This window comes from Streptomyces sp. NPDC029836 (genome assembly GCF_055574495.1).
Genome location: NZ_JBVHZI010000001.1, coordinates 1,153,343 through 1,170,417 on the forward strand (window position 1 = coordinate 1,153,343; position 17,075 = coordinate 1,170,417).

Sequence of the window (17,075 nt, forward strand, 5' to 3'; positions counted from 1 at the left end):
AGGGGTCCGGTGATCAGCGGTCGGCGCCCGCGTTCAGCCAGTCGTCGTTGAGCTGCCACGCGTAGAGGGTGTCGCCGTCCAGGGAGACGTAGTAGGGGCCGCAGCGGACGGTGGGCCGGGTTTCGACGCCCTCGGGGAACCACTCGGCCTCGATCTCCGGCGCCTTCGGCGCGGCCCCGGGGTGCGCGGCGCACCGGGCGGGGAGGGTGCGGTCGGGGAGGGTGGCCTTCAGGAGGCGTCGGCCGCCGGTGGTCCTCACGGAGTACCGGACGTCCGTCGCGTCGTCGGCGGGCCAGCGCGGGACCGAGGTCCGGTCCTGCCGGGCGAATCCCGCTCCCCCTCAGGTCGTACGGGCCCCGGGCCGTCCCCGATGCCGGTACGGACACGGCATCGGGGACGGCCCGGGTGGTGGGCCCGCGGCTAGGGGCAGTGGATGACCTGGCCGGCGTAGGAGAGGTTGCCGCCGAAGCCGAACAGCAGGACGGGGGCGCCGGCGGGGATCTCTCGGCGTTCCACGAGCTTGGAGAGGGCCATCGGGATGCTGGCCGCCGAGGTGTTCCCGGAGTCCACCACGTCCCGTGCGACGACGGCGTTCACGGCGCCGATGCGGGCGGCGAGGGGCTCGATGATCCGCAGGTTGGCCTGGTGGAGGACGACACCGGCGAGTTCCTCGGGGGTGATCCCGGCCTTCTCGCAGACCTTGCGGGCGAGCGGCGGCAGTTGGCTGGTGGTCCACCGGTAGACGGACTGGCCCTCCTGCGCGAACACCGGGGGCGTGCCCTCGATGCGCACCGCGTGGCCCATCTCCGGCACCGATCCCCACAGGACGGGTCCGATGCCGGGCTCCGCGCAGGCCTCGACGACGGCCGCGCCGGCGCCGTCGCCGGTGAGGACGCAGGTGGCGCGGTCGGTGTAGTCGGTGATCTCGGTCATCTTGTCGGCGCCGATGACCAGGGCGCGGGTGGCCGAGCCGGCCCGGATCGCGTGGTCGGCGGTGGCGAGGGCGTGCGTGAAGCCCGAGCAGACGACGTTGATGTCCATCACGGCCGGGCCGCCGCGCATGCCGAGCTTGGCGGCGACGCGCGCGGCCATGTTGGGCGAGCGGTCGATGGCGGTGGAGGTGGCCACCAGGACGAGGTCGATGTCGTCGGGGGTCAGTCCCGCGTTCGCGAGGGCCTTCCCGGCGGCCTGGTAGGCCAGCTCGTCGACCGGTTCCTCGGGGCCGGCGACATGCCGGGTCCGGATGCCGACCCGGGACCGGATCCACTCGTCGTTCGTGTCGACCATGGCCGCGAGGTCCTCGTTGGTGAGCACTTTCGCGGGCTGGTAGTGCCCTAGCGCCACCACGCGTGAACCGGTCATGGGCGGGGTCCCCCTCTGTTGGACGTCAGGATTTTCCAGCTTCGCCTGCTACCGGCCGGTACGGGGGCGCGTGACCCGACAGGAATCTCACACCGATGTTTGGAGAATTCCGAGCAACTTCCTGCCGAGGACGTCGTGGGCCGCAGATCCGGGAGAATGTCCTCGTCAGGTGCGCGACGAGGGACAGAACGGATGGTCGATCACCATGGGACGGGTGACCGAACGGCGCCGCGTCGTGCGGATCCGGAACGGGGTGGTCGGCGTGCGTCCGGACACGCTGGTCGCCGAGGAGCCGTTGGAGATCCGGCTGAACGGGAAACCGCTGGCCATCACCATGCGCACGCCGGGGGACGACTTCGCACTGGCGGTCGGATTCCTGGTGAGCGAGGGCGTGATCGCGCACGCCTCGGACGTCCGGGCCGTGACCTATTGCGAGGGCGCGACGGAGGACGGTTCCAACACCTACAACGTGGTCAACGTGCAGCTGGGCGCGGAAGTGCCGCTGCCCGACATCACGTTGGAACGCAACGTCTACACGACTTCCTCGTGCGGTCTGTGCGGCAAGGCCAGCTTGGACGCGGTCCGCACCGCGTCCCGTTTCCCCGGCATCGCCGACGATCCGGTACGGGTCACCCCGGATCTCCTCGCCGAGCTCCCGGACCGGCTGCGGGCGGCGCAGAGGGTGTTCGACCGGACGGGCGGCCTGCACGCCGCCGGGCTGTTCTCGGCGGCGGGCGAGCTGCTCGACGTACGGGAGGACGTGGGGCGGCACAACGCCGTGGACAAGATCGTCGGGCGGGCCGCCCGGGCCGGTCGGCTGCCGCTGACCGGCGCGGTGCTGCTGGTCTCGGGCCGGGCGTCCTTCGAGCTGGCGCAGAAGGCGGTCATGGCCGGGATACCGGTCCTGGCCGCGGTGTCGGCCCCGTCCTCGCTGGCGGTGGACCTGGCACTGGAGTCGGGCCTGACGCTGGTGGGCTTCCTGCGGGGCCGGGACATGAACGTGTACGCGGGCGAGCACCGGATCACCCTGCCGGAGGCCTAGCGCGTCCCTCGCGCGTCCTGCCGGTCGGGCGCCGTCCCGGAGGGACGCCCTAGCGGCGACGGCCGCGGCGCGGGGCGGGGGCCGGTTTCAGGTCGGGCGGGTCGATGCGGTGGAGGTCGAGGCCGGCGGGGAGCGGGGTGCTGCCCGGTCCGCCGGACTCGGCCCAGGCGATGATCTCGTCCGTCGCGGTGTCGTCCAGGGCGAAGCCGAACCAGACGGCGCGGGCTCCCCGGCGGCGGTTCTCGGTGGTGGGCTGGACGACGATGACGTTGGCCTGGGCGCACGGGCCGAGGCAGTCGCTCGTGCGGACGGCCAGCAGGCCCGCCGACGCGGCCGCCGCCTCGCGCAGCCGGGCGAGTTGACCGGCGTGGTCGGAGCCCGGGTTCTTGCGGGGGTCCCCGCAGCAGCAGCCCCGGCAGACCACCAGGGTGCAGGGGCGTGGGGCGTTGGCGGCGAGCGGGCGTATCCAGGTCACCGACGCACGTTACCGGCCCTGTGGGGCGGGGTGTTGGACGGCGCGGGAGACCTCCGCCACATCGTCGGCGGTGCCGGCCACCGGGTCCTGGGCACGTCGTCGGGCCGGCACCGCGCAGACCCTGGCGGGCGGGGACCGGCTCAGCAGGCCCGCGTGAAGTGGCGGCGCCGGCCGGCCGGCGGGGGCCGGACTCCGGGCCGCCGGGCGGGCGCCCGGGCGGGGTCGGACCGGGCCCGGTCCTTGCCCGTAGGGATCTTGTGGAGGTTTACCGGGGGCTGCCGGGGGTGGGGCCCGGTGGGGTAGCGTCGCGGCGCCCCAGGGAGAGGAGCGGGATGTTGCGCGAGTTCACCGTCCCACCCGTGGTCACGGGCACGCCGGTCGGCGGTCTGGCCGACGTGGTCTTCGAGTACGCGGGGCAGGACCCGGACCGGGTGGTCCTCGGTCGCAAGGCGGGCGGGGTGTGGCATGACGTGACCTCGCGGGAACTGGCCGGGGAGGTGCTCGCGCTGGCCAAGGGGCTGCTCGCGCAGGGCATCCGGTTCGGCGACCGGGTCGCGCTGATGTCCCGCACCCGCTACGAGTGGACGTTGTTCGACTTCGCGCTGTGGGCGATCGGGGCGCAGCCGGTGCCGATCTACCCGACGTCCTCGGCGGACCAGGTCCAGTGGATCCTCCGGGACGCGGATTGCGTCGGGTGCGTGGTGGAGGACGAGAACCAGGCGATGACGGTCGGGTCGGGCGTCGAGGGGTTGCCCGGGTTGCGGCGGCTGTGGCAGCTCGACGCGGGCGCGGTGGAGGAGTTGGTGGCGGACGGCCGCACGGTCGCCGAGGACGTGGTCCACCGGCACCGTCGGGCCGTCACCCCGGACGCCGTGGCGACCGTCATCTACACCTCGGGGACGACGGGCAGGCCCAAGGGCTGTGTGCTCACCCACGCGAACTTCATGTTCGAGGCGGACACGATGGTGGCCCGCTGGGAGCCGGTCTTCCGAGCGGGGCCGGGGGAGCAGCCGTCGACGCTGTTGTTCCTGCCGCTGGCGCACGTCTTCGGACGGATGGTGGAGGTGGCGGCGGTGCGGGCGCGGGTGAAACTGGGGCACCAGCCGGTGCTGGCGGCGGCGGAACTCCTGCCGGACCTGGCCGCGTTCCGGCCGACGTTCGTGCTGGGGGTGCCGCACGTCTTCGAGAAGGTGTTCGCGGCGGCCCGGCGCAAGGCCGAGTCGGAGGGGCGTACGGGTCCCTTCGACCGGGCGGTGGAGACGGCGGTGCGGTACGCGGAGGCCCGTGAGGAGAAGACCTTCGGAACCGGGCCGGGACCGTCGGCCGGGTTGCGGATGGAGCACCAGCTGTTCGAGAGGTTGGTGTACGGGAAGGTCCGCGAGGCCATGGGCGGTCGGGTGCGGCACGCGATGTCGGGCGGCTCGGCGATGTCGAGACGGCTCGGGCTGTTCTTCGACGGCGCGGGCATCAGGGTGTTCGAGGGGTACGGGCTGACGGAGTCGTCCGCCGCCGCCACCGCGAACCCGCCGGGGGCGACGAAGTACGGGACGGTGGGACAGCCGATCCCGGGCAGTACGGTCCACATCGCGCAGGACGGGGAGGTGTGGTTGTACGGCGGGCACGTGTTCTCCGGGTACCTGAACGATCCCCGGGCGACGGCGGAGGTGTTGCGCGGCGGCTGGCTGGCGACCGGGGACCTGGGCCGGCTCGACCGCGACGGGTACCTCACCATCACCGGGCGCAAGAAGGAGATCCTGGTGACCTCCAACGGCAAGAGCGTGTCGCCGACCGCGTTGGAGGAGCGGGTGCGCTCGCATCCGCTGGTGGCGCAGTGCGTGCTGGTGGGCAACGACCGGCCGTTCATCGCGGCGCTGGTGACCCTGGACATGGAGGGGGTCGCCCACTGGCTGTCGATGCGGGGATCGCCGCAGTTGACGGCCAGCGAGGTGGTGGGTGATCCGGAGCTGGCGGCCGAGGTGCGGCGGGCGGTGGTGGCGGCCAACACCCTGGTCTCGCAGGCCGAGGGGATCCGGACGTTCCGGGTGTTGGCCGAGCAGTTCACCGAGGAGCGCGGTCTGTTGACCCCGTCGCTGAAGCTGAAGCGCCGGGCGATCGAGAAGGCGTACGCGCGGGAGGTCGCGGACCTGTACCCGTCGTGACGTCAGGCCCTCGGCAGGCCCGCGCGGCGCACCCGGGACGGACCTCCGACGGGACACTCCAATAAATCTGACGGTTCGTCATTTCATTTCGTCATCGATATTGACGGTACGTCAGGTCACGCACAGAATGCGGGGATTCCGACCCGAGGGGGATCCCACCCATGCCGCGACCCATCCGCGCCCTGGCCGCCGTGGCGGCCGCCCTCGCGCTCACCTCCGCCTGCAACTCCGCCTCCAGCCACACCGATCCCGGCAAGCCCGGGGGCGGGACGCAGGCCGTGCGCGGGGTGAGCGCCGACTCCATCAAGGTCGGCGGCATCGTGTCGATGACGAGCGCCGGGGGCTACAGCAAGAAGGACACCGACCTCGGGGCCAAGGCCCGCTACCTGCGGGCCAACGCGGAGGGCGGCGTCAACGGCCGGAAGATCGACTACATCGGCGCGGAGGACGACGGCCAGGATCCCGGCAAGAACCTGGCCGCCGCCCGCAAGCTCGTCCAGCAGGACAAGGTGTTCGCGGTCTCCCCGATGAGTTCGGTGACCTTCTCGGGGGCCGACTTCCTGGAACAGGAGCAGGTGCCCACCTTCGGCTGGGGCACCCTGCCGTCCTTCTGCGGCCCCAAGTACATCTACGGGTTCAACGGCTGCCTGGTCCCCAGCCCCGGCGGGAGCATCAACCAGACCTGGCCCGAGGGCATCGGCCAGGTGCTCGGCGGCAAGCGGGGCAAGTCGGTGGCGATCATCGCGAACGACAGCGACGCCGGCAAGTTCGGCATCCGAACCTTCCAACAGGGTTTCACCAGCGCCGGGTTCACGGTGTCCTACGCCAAGGCCTCGGTCCCGGCGACCGCCGTGCCCAGCGACTGGTCGGCGTACGTCAAGGACATCCTCGCCGGCAACGGCGGCAAGGCCCCCGACGCGGTCATCTCCGTCATGCAGACCCCCAACAACATCGGCCTGTTCACCGCGCTCAAGCGCGGCGGCTACCAGGGGCTGCTGTCCGACCCGACGGACTACGACCCGGGGTTGCTCGCCAAGGACGCCACAAAGCAGGCCCTCGACGGGGTGCACGTCCTGCTCCAGTTCGAGCCCTTCGAATCGCAGAGCGCCGGCATGACCCGCTTCAAGGCGGACATCAAGGCCGCGGCCGGTGGTCAGGAAGTCCCGCTCAACATGCACATGTTGACCGGCTACATGTCAGCCGACCTCTTCCTGTCCATCGCGCAGAAGGCAGGGAAGGACCTGACCGTCGCCTCGTTCCAGGCCGCCGCGCAGGGGTTCTCCGACACCGGCACCCTCGTCGGCGACCGGTCGGAGCCGAAGGGGCAGAAGGACAGCTTCGGCTGCGGGGCGCTCGTACAGCTGAGGCAGGGCAAGTACGAGGTGTCCGTGCCCTTCACGTGCCACGAACCGATCCCCTTCGGCTGAGGGACGGGGCAGCGGGATGGGAGACCTGCTCGTCTTCGTGCTGAGCGGCCTGGTGTCCGGCGCCTTGTACGCGCTGCTGGCCACCGGGCTGGTGCTGTCGTACTCGGCGTCCGGGCTGTTCAACTTCGCGCACGGCGCCACCGCCTACCTGTGCGCGCTCACCTTCTACGAGCTGCACTCCGGACTGGGGTGGCCGGCCGTCCCCGCGGCGCTGCTGGTGGTGTGCGTCCTGGCGCCCGGGCTCGGTTGGGGGTTGGACCGGCTGATGTTCCGACGGCTCGCCCGGGTCGGGGAGACCGCCCAGATCGTGGCGACCATCGGGCTGCTCGTGGCGCTGCCCGCCGCCGGATTGTGGACGGTGGAGCTGCTGGGCGCGGCGGGCGCGCCGGTCGCGCCCGCCGAGAACCAGTTCGGGCTGCCCGGGGTGGGGCCGAGCCCGGCCATGTCCTGGCAGCTCGCGGACGGCGTGGGCATCGACTCCGACCAGCTGATCACCTGGGTCGTCACCGCGGTGGTGGCCGTCGCCCTGTGGGTGCTGATGCGGCGCACCCGGCTGGGGCTGCGGCTGCGGGCCGCCGTCGACAACCGGTCGCTGACCGAGCTGCGCGGGATCAGTGCCGACCGGCTGTCTTCGGTGGCGTGGATGATCTCGTCGGGTCTGGCGGGGCTCGCGGGGGTGCTCGCGACCCCGCTGCTGGGGCTGTCCGCGCACGACTTCACCCTGTTCCTGTTCGTATCGGCGACCGCCGCCGTGATCGGCCGGTTCGCGTCCGTACCGCTCGCCTTCGCGGGCGGGTTGGGGCTCGGGGTGCTGCAGAACCTGGTCGCCGGCTACGCCTCCTTCGCCGAGGGGATCACCGGGTTCCGCACGGCGGTGCCGTTCCTGATCCTGTTCGGGGGGCTGCTCGTCCTGACCCGGCGGGCGCGCACCGCCGGGGTCGCCGCGGTCGACGTACCGTCCCCGGACCATCTCGCGGGCGCGTCGTGGAACCGCCGTTGGGGTGGCTGGGCGGTGGCCGCCGCCCTGCTGTGCGCGGCGTTCTACACCGTCACCACGCCCTTCTGGACGGGGTTGCTCGCGCAGGGCCTGGCCATCGCGCTGGTGTTCATGTCGTTCACCGTGGTGACCGGGCTGGGCGCGATGGTGTCGCTGGCCCAGGCGACCTTCGTCACCGGGTCCGCGCTCGTCGCGGGCCTGCTGATGAGTCGGGGCTGGCCCTTCGTGGCGGCGCTGGCGGTGGGCACCTGCGTGGCGGCCCTGCTCGGGGCGCTGGTCGCGCTGCCGGCGCTGCGGCTCGGCGGGCGTTCTCTCGCCTTGGCCACGCTGGCGCTTGCCTTCCTGGCCGACCAGGTGCTGTTCCAACTGCGGTGGCTGCGCAACGGGGACTCCGGTTGGTCCGTCCCGCGGCCGGTGATCGGCCCGCTGGACCTGTCGGACGACCGGGCCTTCGGGGTGGCCCTGGTCGTCCTGGTCGCCGTCGTGGCCGCCGCGCTGGGCGCGCTGCGCGATTCGCCGTCGGGGCGGGCGATGCTCGCCGTACGGTCGGCGCCGGCGGCGGCCATGGCCTCCGGGGTGTCCGTCCTGCGCACGAAGCTGACGCTGTTCATGCTGTCGGCCGGTCTGGCCGGGTTCGGCGGGGTCCTGTACGCCTCGTACAACACCCGGATCACGGCGACCGACTTCACGGCCATGACGGGGTTGGTGTGGCTCGCGGTCGTCGTGGCGGCCGGGGTGCGGCGGCCGCAGTACGCGGTGGTGGCGGGGCTGGTGTTCGCCGTGGCGCCGCGGGTGCTGTCGGACTGGGTGACGGAATCGGCGCACCTCCCGGTGATCCTGTTCGGGTTGGCGGGGCTGGCCCTCGCCAACGATCCGGACGGGTACTGCGCCGCCCTCCCGGTACGCCGGGCACGGCGGGCGGCGGCCGCCGCCGGGGGCGCCGCGCCCGCCGGCGCGGACCCGTCGCCCGGAACCGGGACCGGAACCGCTCCGGTGGCGCGGGAGAAGCCGGAGCCGGGCACCACCGCCGGCCCGGTCACCGTCCCGCCCGCCCGTCGGCCGGCGGCGTCCGGGGGCGGGCACGCGGGCCGGGGCGCGGCGGCGCCGGGCGTGCCCGCGCTGGAGCTGCGTGACGTCACCGCCGGGTACGACGGCGGGCTCGTCCTGCGCGGGGTCGGCCTCACCGTGCGCCGGGGCGAGATCCTCGCCGTGCTCGGGCCCAACGGCGCCGGGAAGTCCACCGCCTGCCGGGTCGCCGCCGGGCTGCTGCCCGTCACCGGCGGGGCGGTCCTCGTCGGCGGTCGGGACGCCACCGGGGACGGGCCGGTCCTGCGGTCCCGGGCCGGGGTGCTGCTGGCACCGGAGGGGCGGGGGATCTTCCCCGCGCTCACCATCGAGGAGAACCTGACCCTCCACCTCCCGGAGGCCGCCGCCCGGGCCGCCGTCTACGACCGCTTCCCGCGCCTCGGGGAGCGGCGGGCCGTGGTGGCCGGAGCGCTGTCGGGCGGGGAGCAGCAGATGCTGGCCCTCGCCCCGCTGCTGGAGCGCCCGCCGCAGGTGCTGATCGCGGACGAGCCCTCGCTGGGGCTCGCGCCGCGCGTCGTGGACGAGGTGTACGGGCTGCTCACCGAGATCCGGGACGCCGGCAGCGCGCTGCTGCTGGTGGAGGAGAAGGCGGCGGAGATCCTGGGGATCGCCGACACCGTGGCCTACCTCTCCCAGGGCCGGGTCTCCTGGTGCGGCCCGCGGGCCGAGGTCGAGCCGGACCGGCTGACCGAGGCCTACCTGGGGATGGCGACATGAGCGGCTACGTGCTGGAGGCGTGCGGGATCAGTGTGCGCTTCGGCGGGGTGCGGGCCCTGACCGGGGTGGACCTGGGGGTCCGCGCCGGGGAGGTGTGCGGGCTGATCGGGCCGAACGGTGCCGGCAAGACCACGCTGTTCGACGTACTGTCCGGGATCCGGCGGCCCGACCGGGGGCGGATCCTGCTCGACGGGGCGGACGTCACCCGTCGCTCCCCCGTCTGGCGGGCCCGGCACGGGATGCACCGTACGTTCCAGCGCCAGCAGCTGTTCGGGCAGTTGAGCGTGGCCGACAACCTGCTCGTCGCCCAGGAGTGGCGGGGCGGCGGGGGCGGTCTCGGCGCCGACCTGCTGGGGCTCCCGACGCGCCGCCGCCGGGAGCGGGAGCGGCGCGAGCGGGGTCGACGGGTCCTGGCCTCCTGCGGGATCGGGTCGCTCGGGGAGCGGTACGCGGGCGGGCTGCCCGTCGGCCGGGCCCGGATGGCGGAGCTGGCGCGCGCCGTGGCCGACCCGCCGAGGGTGCTGCTGCTCGACGAGCCGGCGTCGGGGATGTCGGCGCCGGAACGGGAGCAGCTCGCCGCGGTGGTGCGCCGGCTCGCCCAGGGGGAGGGCTGCGCGGTGCTGCTGGTCGAGCACAACGTGGCCTTCGTGATGGACCTGTGCGCCCGGGTCGTCGCCCTGGACCTCGGCACGGTCCTCGCCCAGGGGACGGCGGCCGAGGTGCGGGCGGATCCCCGGGTGAGAGAGGCGTACCTCGGTACGACGTGACACGGTTCGCGAGCACGGGGCGGGCTGGCACGGTTCGCGAGCACGGGGCGGGCCGGCACGGTTCGCGGGCACGGCGCCGGTCGGCACGGTTCGCGGGCACCGGGCCGGCCGGCCGACATCGCGCCGGCCGGCGGGAATACGGTGTACGGGGGGCCGGTTGTGGCCCCCCGTACACCGTGGCCCGTACCCGTACCCCGTGGCGGGCCGCGACCGCACCGACCCGAGGGAATCGACCGCACGTGAACCAGGTCCCCACCGTCAAGCTCAACAACGGCACGCTCATGCCCCGGCTCGGCTACGGCGTCTGGCAGGTCCCGGACTCCGAGGCGCGACAGGCCGTCGGCACCGCCCTGGAGGCCGGCTACCGCAGCATCGACACGGCGGCCGTGTACGGCAACGAGGAGGGCACCGGGCGGGCGCTCGCCGAGTCCGGCCTGCCGCGCGCGGAGCTGTTCGTCACCACCAAGCTGTGGAACGGGCCGAAGCGGACCTGGGACCGGGACGCGGTGCTGCGCGCCTTCGAGGACTCGCTCGGCAAGCTGGGCCTCGACCACGTCGACCTGTACCTGATCCACTGGCCGCGCCCGATGCGCGAGGACTTCCTCACCATCTGGAAGACCTTCGAGGAGATCGCCGCCGACGGTCGGGCGAAGGCGGTCGGCGTGTCGAACTTCCGTCCCCGGGACCTGGAGCGGCTCGGCGAGGTGAGCGACCTCGTGCCCGCCGTGAACCAGATCGAGCTCCACCCGCTGTTCCCGCAGGAGGAGCTGCGCGCCCTGCACGCGGAGCGGGGCATCGCCACCGAGGCCTGGTCCCCGCTGGGTCAGGGCAAGGAGCTGCTGACGCTGCCCGCCGTCGCGGAGATCGCCGCCCGGCACGGCCGCAGCGCCGCCCAGGTGGTGCTGCGCTGGCACCTCCAGCTGGGCAACGTGGTGATCCCGAAGTCCGTGACCCCCGCCCGGATCCGGGAGAACCTGGACGTCTTCGGGTTCGAGCTGGACGCCGCCGACCTCGCCGCGCTGGACGCCCTCGGCGCGAGCGCGGCGGGCCGGCGCATCGGGCCGGACCCGGCCGTCTTCGACGTCTGAGGGCGCCGGCGTGAACCTTTCCGACGGGCTCTACCGGATCAGGAACGTCGAGAGCGGGCTGGTGCTCCAGTTGGAGGGCGCCTCGCGGGTGCGGGTCGGCCCGGACGGGCCGCCCGCGCCGGCGACGGCCCGCCGCTGGCGGATCTCCCCCGTGCACAGCGGGGGCGGCGTCTTCCACGTGGTGAGCGAGGACAACGAGCGGCGCCTGGACGTCGCGAACGCCTCGACGGACGCCGGCGCCCGGGTGCAGGTGTGGCGGCCCAACGCCTTCGGCGCCCAGGAGTGGCTCGTCGAGCGGCACCTGGACGACCCCGGGGTGGTGTCGCTGATCGCCTGCATCAGCGGGCTGTCCCTGGAGGCCGATGAGGAGGGCCGGGCCCGTCAGGGCGAGGACACCGACTCCCCGTCCCAGTGGTGGCGGCTGGAGCCGGTGTAGTGGAGCGGGCCCTCGTCCCCGGCCCCCACGACGGGTTCAGCTCGCGCCGTGGGCCGGGGCGAGGGTCTCGACGCGTTCGGCGAGCGCGAAGTCGGTCGCGGTGACGGCGCCGCCGGCGTCGTGGCTGTTGACCGACAACCTGACGGTGTTGTAGCCGAGGGTCAGGTCCGAGTGGTGGTTCAACTCTTCCTGGACGGCGGCGATGTGGACGACCAGGGCGCCGGCCGCGAAGTGCGTGCCCAACCGGTAGGTGCGGACGATCCGGTCGTCCTCGAAGGCCCAACCCGGGAGTTCCCGCAGGCGGTCCTCGATCTCCTTCTGCGACAGCGGCTCACTCGGCATGCACCGGCTCCTCATCCTCGGGTACGCCCGTCGTACGTCCGTGACGTGGGGTCAAGGTTCGCACAGCACGGCCCGCGCGGGCCCCTCCGCGGCACGGTCCGTGCGTGTCCCCGAGGGGCTTCGCCGCCGCGCTCCTCGGCTAACGTCGGAGCCATGACGACGGCGACTGTGGGACATCTGCTGCGCACCTGGCGGGAGCGGCGCGGCATCAGCCAGTTGGAGCTGGCGGGCCGCGCCGACTCCTCCTCCCGACACATCAGCTTCGTGGAGACGGGCCGGTCCCGGCCGAGCGAGGAGATGGTGCTGCGGCTCGCCGAGCACCTCGACGTACCGGTACGGGACCGCAACGCCCTTCTGGTGGCGGCGGGTTACGCCCCGCGGTACGCGCACACGGCGCTGGACGCCCCGGCCATGGAGGTGCTCCGCGAGAGCCTGGAACGGCTGATGACGGCCTACGAGCCGTACCCGGCCCTGGTGGTCGACGCCACGTACGACGTCGTCGCCGCGAACCGGGCCGTGATGGCGCTCCTCGACGGGATGCCGGAACACCTGCTGGCCCCGCCCCTGAACGTCATGCGGATCACCCTGCACCCGGAGGGTCTCGCCCGGCGGATCCACAACCTGCGCGAGTGGCGCGGTCACCTGTTGGAGCAGATGGAGCGACAGATCGCGCTGGCCCGCTCCCCCGCGCTGCGCGCCCTGTACGAGGAGGTCGCCGCGTACCCGGTCGCGGACCGACCCGGCGACACCGAGGCCCGCGAGCAGGTCCCGTACATCGCGCTGCCGCTGCGCGTCGAACACGACGGGCAGATCCTGTCCTTCGTGTCGTCGATCTCCACCTTCAACACGCCGATGGACGTGACCGTCGCCGAGCTGGCCATCGAAACGCTCCTGCCGGCCGACGCGGCGACGGCGAAGTACCTGCGCTCAACGGCTTCCTGACTCCGATGCGCGCAGCGCCAGTTGCTGGAGCAGCGCGAACGAGGCGACGGTCAGCGCCTGCGCCGGGATCCACACCGCGCCCGCGGTGGTGGGCGCCGGGCCGATGAACAGGGCGACCAGACTGAGCACCGCCCAGGCGTAGTTGGCCTCGATCACCATCTTCACCGGGAAGCCGGCCGGCCGGGGCCGGGTGGCGAGCAGTCCCACGCCGGCGCCGTACAGGAGCAGGAAGACCCCGAGGCCGAGCAGGAGCCTCCCGTCGACGCCGAGCAGGCGGCCGAGCGGGGCGGAGAAGGCCGCGTACGCCAGGCCGTTCCCGGAGGTGACGACGGCGTCCAGCGCGAGGAAGCGGCGTAGGGCGGTCCGGGGGACGGTGGTGCGGGCGATACCGAACAGGGTCGCGGACATGGCGGTCAGCCTCCATCGAGGTCGGGTGCGCGGGCTGGGTACCGGACCCCGGAGGCGAGTGCGCGCCCCCGGAACCCGATGCGCCCACTGTGCCGCCGCCCCGGACCGGGGTCGATTACCTCCCACGTAAGCCCCTCCCCTGAGAAACGCGCGCCGGCGGCCGCGCCACGCCCCGGTGGATCCGCTCACGCTCCGCACCGGGCCCACCTCGGAGGCCCGTCGACACGGTCGGGCCGGCGGAACCGCTGAAGCCGCCTTGTTGCACCTCGGTTCTTGCGCTTGTGTTCCCGGACGCCCCCATGAGCTCGCTATCGGGCACTACAGTTCCTGATTGTGTCGCGCGTCACACCGCAGGGGCTCCGGGTGGGCAGCTCAGCGGGGTGGCCGGATGCCCGAGTGGCGAAATCTGGGGGGTTTCATGCTTGAAATGATCAAGGGTTCCAATGTGGCACTGGCCGGGCTGAGCGAGAACGTCGGCTCGTTGATCGTCGCTTTGAGTTGGGTCAGTCCGACCGGTCAGGGCGACGCGGACGTGTCCGTCCTGCTGCTCGACGCGAACGGCAAAGTACGCGGTGACGGCGACTTCTACTTCTACAACAACGCGGTTGCCGCTGATGGAAGCGTGCAACTGCTCGGGAAGACACCGACGAAAAGCGGCGACGAGGACCGCATCAGCTTCGACCTCACCGCGGTTCCACCCGGCATCGAGCGGATGGTCGTGGCGGCGAGCCGCTACGAGGGAGCCGGCTTCGGGGAACTGGAAGACCTGAAGGTGACATTGGTCGATGGGGGCGGGGAGAGGCTTCTCAGTTACGCCATTGACGATGCCGGCACGGTGAGCGCGATCATCTTCGGCGAGTTGTACCGACGGGAGGAAGAGTGGAAGTTCCGTGCTGTCGGACAGGGCTACGACGCCGGCCTGGCGGGTCTGGCGGCGGACTTCGGTGTCGACATCGATGACGGCGCGGACGCGGAGGACCTGTCGAACGGTGCGGCGAGCAGCGCGGAGACCGTCACGCCCATCTCCGCTCCGGCAGTTGGGCGGCTGCCTCAAGTCCCTCCGGGCTCGATTCCGGATCCCCGTCCGCCCGTCGACGAGGGGGCGCCGAGGAAGGTGGCGAGGCCCCGCACCGTCAAGAAGAAGGTCACGCTGCCCAGCGTCACCCGGAAGTCCCTGGCGGACAACGACTCCTGGCAACAGGCCAGGCTCTTCCCGCTCTCGGCGCTCAAGAGCGACCGTGACCGAGAGATGCGCGCCACGTCAGTACTGCTTTCGGTGATGGCGCAGGTGCCGGAATTCGGACGGAGACTCACCGCGGCATTCGGAGCGCCGGCGGGCCGCATGGAGACGTTCACCGAGGTTTCCCTACCGCACGGCGATACGCCCCGGCGTCCCGACGGGGTGATTCGTGTCGAACGGGCGGGCAAGCTCTGGACCGCCCTGGTGGAGACCAAGACCAACGCCAACGAACTGAAGTCCGAACAGGTGCAGGCGTACGTGGACATCGCTGCGCGTCGTGGCTACGAGGCCGTGATCACGCTGTCGAACGATGTGGCATTGGAAGGCAGCCCGCTCGTCGACATCAAGATCGACGGGCGGCGCAAGCACAAGGTGGCGCTCTGGCACCTGTCCTGGGCCGAAGTCACCTACCAGGCGCAGATGCTGATCCGGTACGAGGGCGTCGGGGACAAGGCACACGCCTGGCTGCTCCAAGAGCTGCTCCACTACCTGTGGCACGACAACTCCGGCTGCCACGGATTCCAGAACATGGGATCGGCGTGGGTTCCCGTACGCAACGGAATCAACGACGAAACGCTGTGTCAGGGCGACCCGCGCGCCTTGGACGTGGTCGAGAGCTGGGAACAACTCATCCGTCAGATCTGCCTCAGCCTCGGTGGTGAACTCGGACAGAAGGTCCTGCCCGTCCAGCGGGCCGAGCGTGGAGCGGATCCGAGGAGCCGCCGCATCCACTTCGCCGATCAGCTCTGCCTCGACGGCAAGCTTCAGGCAGAGCTAAGGATGGATGGTGCGCCCGGAATCCTGGGGATCTGCGCCGACTTGCGTACCGGCAAGCTCCGCACCTCGATCGAGTTCCCCGCACCCGAGCAGGGTTACCCGTTGACCTGGGCCAAACGCCTCGTCCGACGACTGGCGGAGGCGCCGGCGGACCTCCACATCGAAACCCGGGTCGAAGGAGGGACGGGAGGGCCACGGGGCACGCTGGAAAGGCTCCGCCCGGAGCCGGGGGGCATGCTCCCCCAGAACAACAACACCCGCATCACCGGCTTCCGCCTGTCCCTGTTCAAGAGCATGGGAAACAGCCGCGGGAACACCGAGTCCGGTTTCATCCGCAGCGTCGACGACGCCGTTCACCGCTTCTACACGAACGTGGTGGTCCACCTGGACGGCCCGACGTCCCGGCAAGCGCCGAAGAAAGAACTTGCCGGAACGGGATGACCGTCCTGAGCTCGGGGAAAACCACCGATTCTCTCCTGTGCCAGCACTGCCGGGGGAAACGACGATGGCCGCGACGCATGGCGGTCCTCACCGACCCGCGGTTGACCGCTCGGTGCCCGCGTCATCCAACCCACGATTGACATGCGGCCTGGATCCCCATTTGGAGGAAGCGGCAGTCCGCGTAGCACTCGAAACCCCGTCGGGCCAAGAGGCCCGTAGGTCACACCAGATATCTGTTACGTCAAGGGGAGTCATGTCGAACCCATACGTCAGCGCGCCCATCCAGGCTCGCATGTACACGAACACAGTGCACAAGATCGTCTGGATCGTCGCGGTCACGGCATCGGCAGGCCTGCTCGCGCCGCCTCTATTTTTCATCGCAGCCAAGAAGCGTGTCGTGAGCATGGCAGTACCGGCGGTGTACGCGGCGATCATCTACGGGACGGCATTTGTGGGCTCGATCCTCGGCAATCCGAAGAATTGGGTGGGCGGCGTTCTTTCGATCACGATGATCGTTGCTGCCGTGCACGCCGCCATCCTCGATGCGGATTGGAAGTCGGGCCGGTAGCACCCGAGGCGACAGTGCCTGCTTGGGCAGGCTGGTCTCGGTTTTCGGGGCCCGGCCGTGGCCCCGCATGAGCAACGTGGCATGTTCGTTGCCGCGCACGGTCCGGCCGGACAGGTCACAGGTTTGCGAGGAGGTTCGCGAGGGGGGTCGGGGCCTGGCCCGCGGGGAGGGACTCCGTCAGGAGGCGGGCGTAGTGGATCTTGCGGCCCTTGCGCGTGCCGAGGAAGCGGCGCAGCAGCCGTCGCCGGGGGCGGCCTTGGTGGGCGGGTTGGTGCAGCAGGGTCCGCCAGGCGCGGATGTCGCCCTCGGCTTCGATGATCTCCTCGACGCGCGTCGTGCCGAGCGTGCGGATGAGTTCGTCCTCCAGGTCCGCGGCGCACACGAAGAAGGTCGCGTCCGGTGTGCCGGCCCGCTCCAAGCCGCGCTCGTAGAAGCCCTGCTCGTTCTCGTCGCACAGTCCGGTCAGGCTCAGGCCCAGTCCGGGGGGCCCGAGCAGGGCGGCGTACCGGGCGACGTTCATCGCCCCGCGCATCGACACGACGGACACCCCTTCGGCGGCGAGGTCACGGCCGTGTCGTTCGGCCAGGGCCTCGACGGCTTCGAGGTCGCTCGGCCCCTCCAGCAGTACCGCCGTCCGCAGCCCGAGCCCCGTGGCCAGATCAGCGGCCGGGCCGCCTGCCCCGCCGGCCGCCCAGCCGTCCACCGCTTCCCGGAATGCCCCCATGTCCACCATGCGGCGAGTCTGCCCCGCGACCGGCGTCGCGGCACGACATTTTCCGGCGGGCCCGGACCGCGCCGCCG

16 protein-coding genes are annotated in these 17,075 nt (G+C 72.0%); 10 read left to right on the top strand and 6 right to left on the bottom strand.

Features of this window, described 5'->3' with window-relative positions; translation table 11 throughout:
* Window positions 1-13 precede the first annotated feature (13 nt).
* Together ACZ4XJ_RS05315 and ACZ4XJ_RS05320 are read right to left on the bottom strand one after the other, a co-directional pair.
* Window positions 14-259: a hypothetical protein gene (locus tag ACZ4XJ_RS05315; RefSeq protein ID WP_468495370.1), complete on the bottom strand. Its 246-nt coding sequence runs from the start codon at window positions 257-259 to the stop codon at window positions 14-16.
* A 161-nt stretch (window positions 260-420) separates the two neighbouring features.
* Window positions 421-1,362: a beta-ketoacyl-ACP synthase III gene (locus tag ACZ4XJ_RS05320; RefSeq protein WP_362884218.1), complete on the bottom strand. Its 942-nt coding sequence runs from the start codon at window positions 1,360-1,362 to the stop codon at window positions 421-423.
* 205 nt (window positions 1,363-1,567) lie between these two features.
* Here ACZ4XJ_RS05320 and fdhD point away from each other — a divergent pair, with 205 nt between their 5' ends.
* Window positions 1,568-2,404, top strand: coding sequence for a formate dehydrogenase accessory sulfurtransferase FdhD (gene fdhD / locus ACZ4XJ_RS05325; RefSeq protein WP_362884244.1), 837 nt, complete (start codon window positions 1,568-1,570; stop codon window positions 2,402-2,404).
* Window positions 2,405-2,453: 49 nt separating this feature from the next.
* Here fdhD and ACZ4XJ_RS05330 read toward each other — a convergent pair whose 3' ends face one another.
* Window positions 2,454-2,879: a (2Fe-2S) ferredoxin domain-containing protein gene (locus ACZ4XJ_RS05330; protein WP_468495371.1), complete on the bottom strand. Its 426-nt coding sequence runs from the start codon at window positions 2,877-2,879 to the stop codon at window positions 2,454-2,456.
* Window positions 2,880-3,214: 335 nt separating this feature from the next.
* On the opposite strand from ACZ4XJ_RS05330, the gene ACZ4XJ_RS05335 reads away from it, so the two are divergent.
* From ACZ4XJ_RS05335 to ACZ4XJ_RS05360, 6 genes are all read left to right on the top strand, one after another.
* Window positions 3,215-5,038 (top strand): AMP-dependent synthetase/ligase, encoded by a 1,824-nt coding sequence (locus ACZ4XJ_RS05335; protein ID WP_468495463.1) that lies wholly within the window; start codon window positions 3,215-3,217, stop codon window positions 5,036-5,038.
* Between the two features lie 161 nt (window positions 5,039-5,199).
* The gene (locus tag ACZ4XJ_RS05340) at window positions 5,200-6,465 is read left to right on the top strand and encodes an ABC transporter substrate-binding protein (RefSeq protein WP_468495372.1); all 1,266 of its coding nucleotides are present in this window, start codon (window positions 5,200-5,202) and stop codon (window positions 6,463-6,465) included.
* 16 nt (window positions 6,466-6,481) lie between these two features.
* A complete protein-coding gene (locus ACZ4XJ_RS05345) occupies window positions 6,482-9,265 on the top strand; it encodes an ABC transporter permease subunit (protein ID WP_468495373.1) in 2,784 nt (927 codons plus the stop codon).
* Window positions 9,262-10,032, top strand: coding sequence for an ABC transporter ATP-binding protein (locus ACZ4XJ_RS05350; RefSeq protein WP_468495374.1), 771 nt, complete (start codon window positions 9,262-9,264; stop codon window positions 10,030-10,032). Before ACZ4XJ_RS05345 ends, ACZ4XJ_RS05350 begins: the two co-directional genes overlap by 4 nt.
* A 239-nt stretch (window positions 10,033-10,271) precedes the next feature.
* Entirely contained in the window at window positions 10,272-11,120 is an 849-nt protein-coding gene (locus ACZ4XJ_RS05355; RefSeq protein WP_468495375.1) for an aldo/keto reductase, read from the top strand.
* A 10-nt stretch (window positions 11,121-11,130) separates the two neighbouring features.
* On the top strand, window positions 11,131-11,556 hold the full coding sequence (locus ACZ4XJ_RS05360) for an RICIN domain-containing protein (RefSeq protein WP_362884230.1): 426 nt from the start codon (window positions 11,131-11,133) through the stop codon (window positions 11,554-11,556).
* A 36-nt stretch (window positions 11,557-11,592) separates the two neighbouring features.
* Here the strand turns inward: ACZ4XJ_RS05360 and ACZ4XJ_RS05365 are convergent, their stop codons facing one another.
* Window positions 11,593-11,898 (bottom strand): 4a-hydroxytetrahydrobiopterin dehydratase, encoded by a 306-nt coding sequence (locus ACZ4XJ_RS05365; protein WP_362884232.1) that lies wholly within the window; start codon window positions 11,896-11,898, stop codon window positions 11,593-11,595.
* A gap of 153 nt (window positions 11,899-12,051) precedes the next feature.
* Here ACZ4XJ_RS05365 and ACZ4XJ_RS05370 point away from each other — a divergent pair, with 153 nt between their 5' ends.
* Entirely contained in the window at window positions 12,052-12,840 is a 789-nt protein-coding gene (locus ACZ4XJ_RS05370; RefSeq protein ID WP_468495376.1) for a helix-turn-helix domain-containing protein, read from the top strand.
* On the opposite strand, the gene ACZ4XJ_RS05375 is transcribed toward ACZ4XJ_RS05370, so the two are convergent.
* A complete protein-coding gene (locus tag ACZ4XJ_RS05375) occupies window positions 12,826-13,248 on the bottom strand; it encodes a hypothetical protein (RefSeq protein WP_468495377.1) in 423 nt (140 codons plus the stop codon). The genes ACZ4XJ_RS05370 and ACZ4XJ_RS05375 overlap by 15 nt on opposite strands.
* A 418-nt stretch (window positions 13,249-13,666) precedes the next feature.
* Here ACZ4XJ_RS05375 and ACZ4XJ_RS05380 point away from each other — a divergent pair, with 418 nt between their 5' ends.
* Window positions 13,667-15,706: a TerD family protein gene (locus ACZ4XJ_RS05380; protein WP_468495378.1), complete on the top strand. Its 2,040-nt coding sequence runs from the start codon at window positions 13,667-13,669 to the stop codon at window positions 15,704-15,706.
* A 307-nt stretch (window positions 15,707-16,013) separates the two neighbouring features.
* Entirely contained in the window at window positions 16,014-16,274 is a 261-nt protein-coding gene (locus ACZ4XJ_RS05385) for a hypothetical protein (protein ID WP_468495379.1), read from the top strand.
* Window positions 16,275-16,389: 115 nt separating this feature from the next.
* On the opposite strand, the gene ACZ4XJ_RS05390 is transcribed toward ACZ4XJ_RS05385, so the two are convergent.
* Entirely contained in the window at window positions 16,390-17,007 is a 618-nt protein-coding gene (locus tag ACZ4XJ_RS05390) for a TOPRIM nucleotidyl transferase/hydrolase domain-containing protein (RefSeq protein ID WP_468495380.1), read from the bottom strand.
* Between the last annotated feature and the right edge of the window lie 68 nt (window positions 17,008-17,075).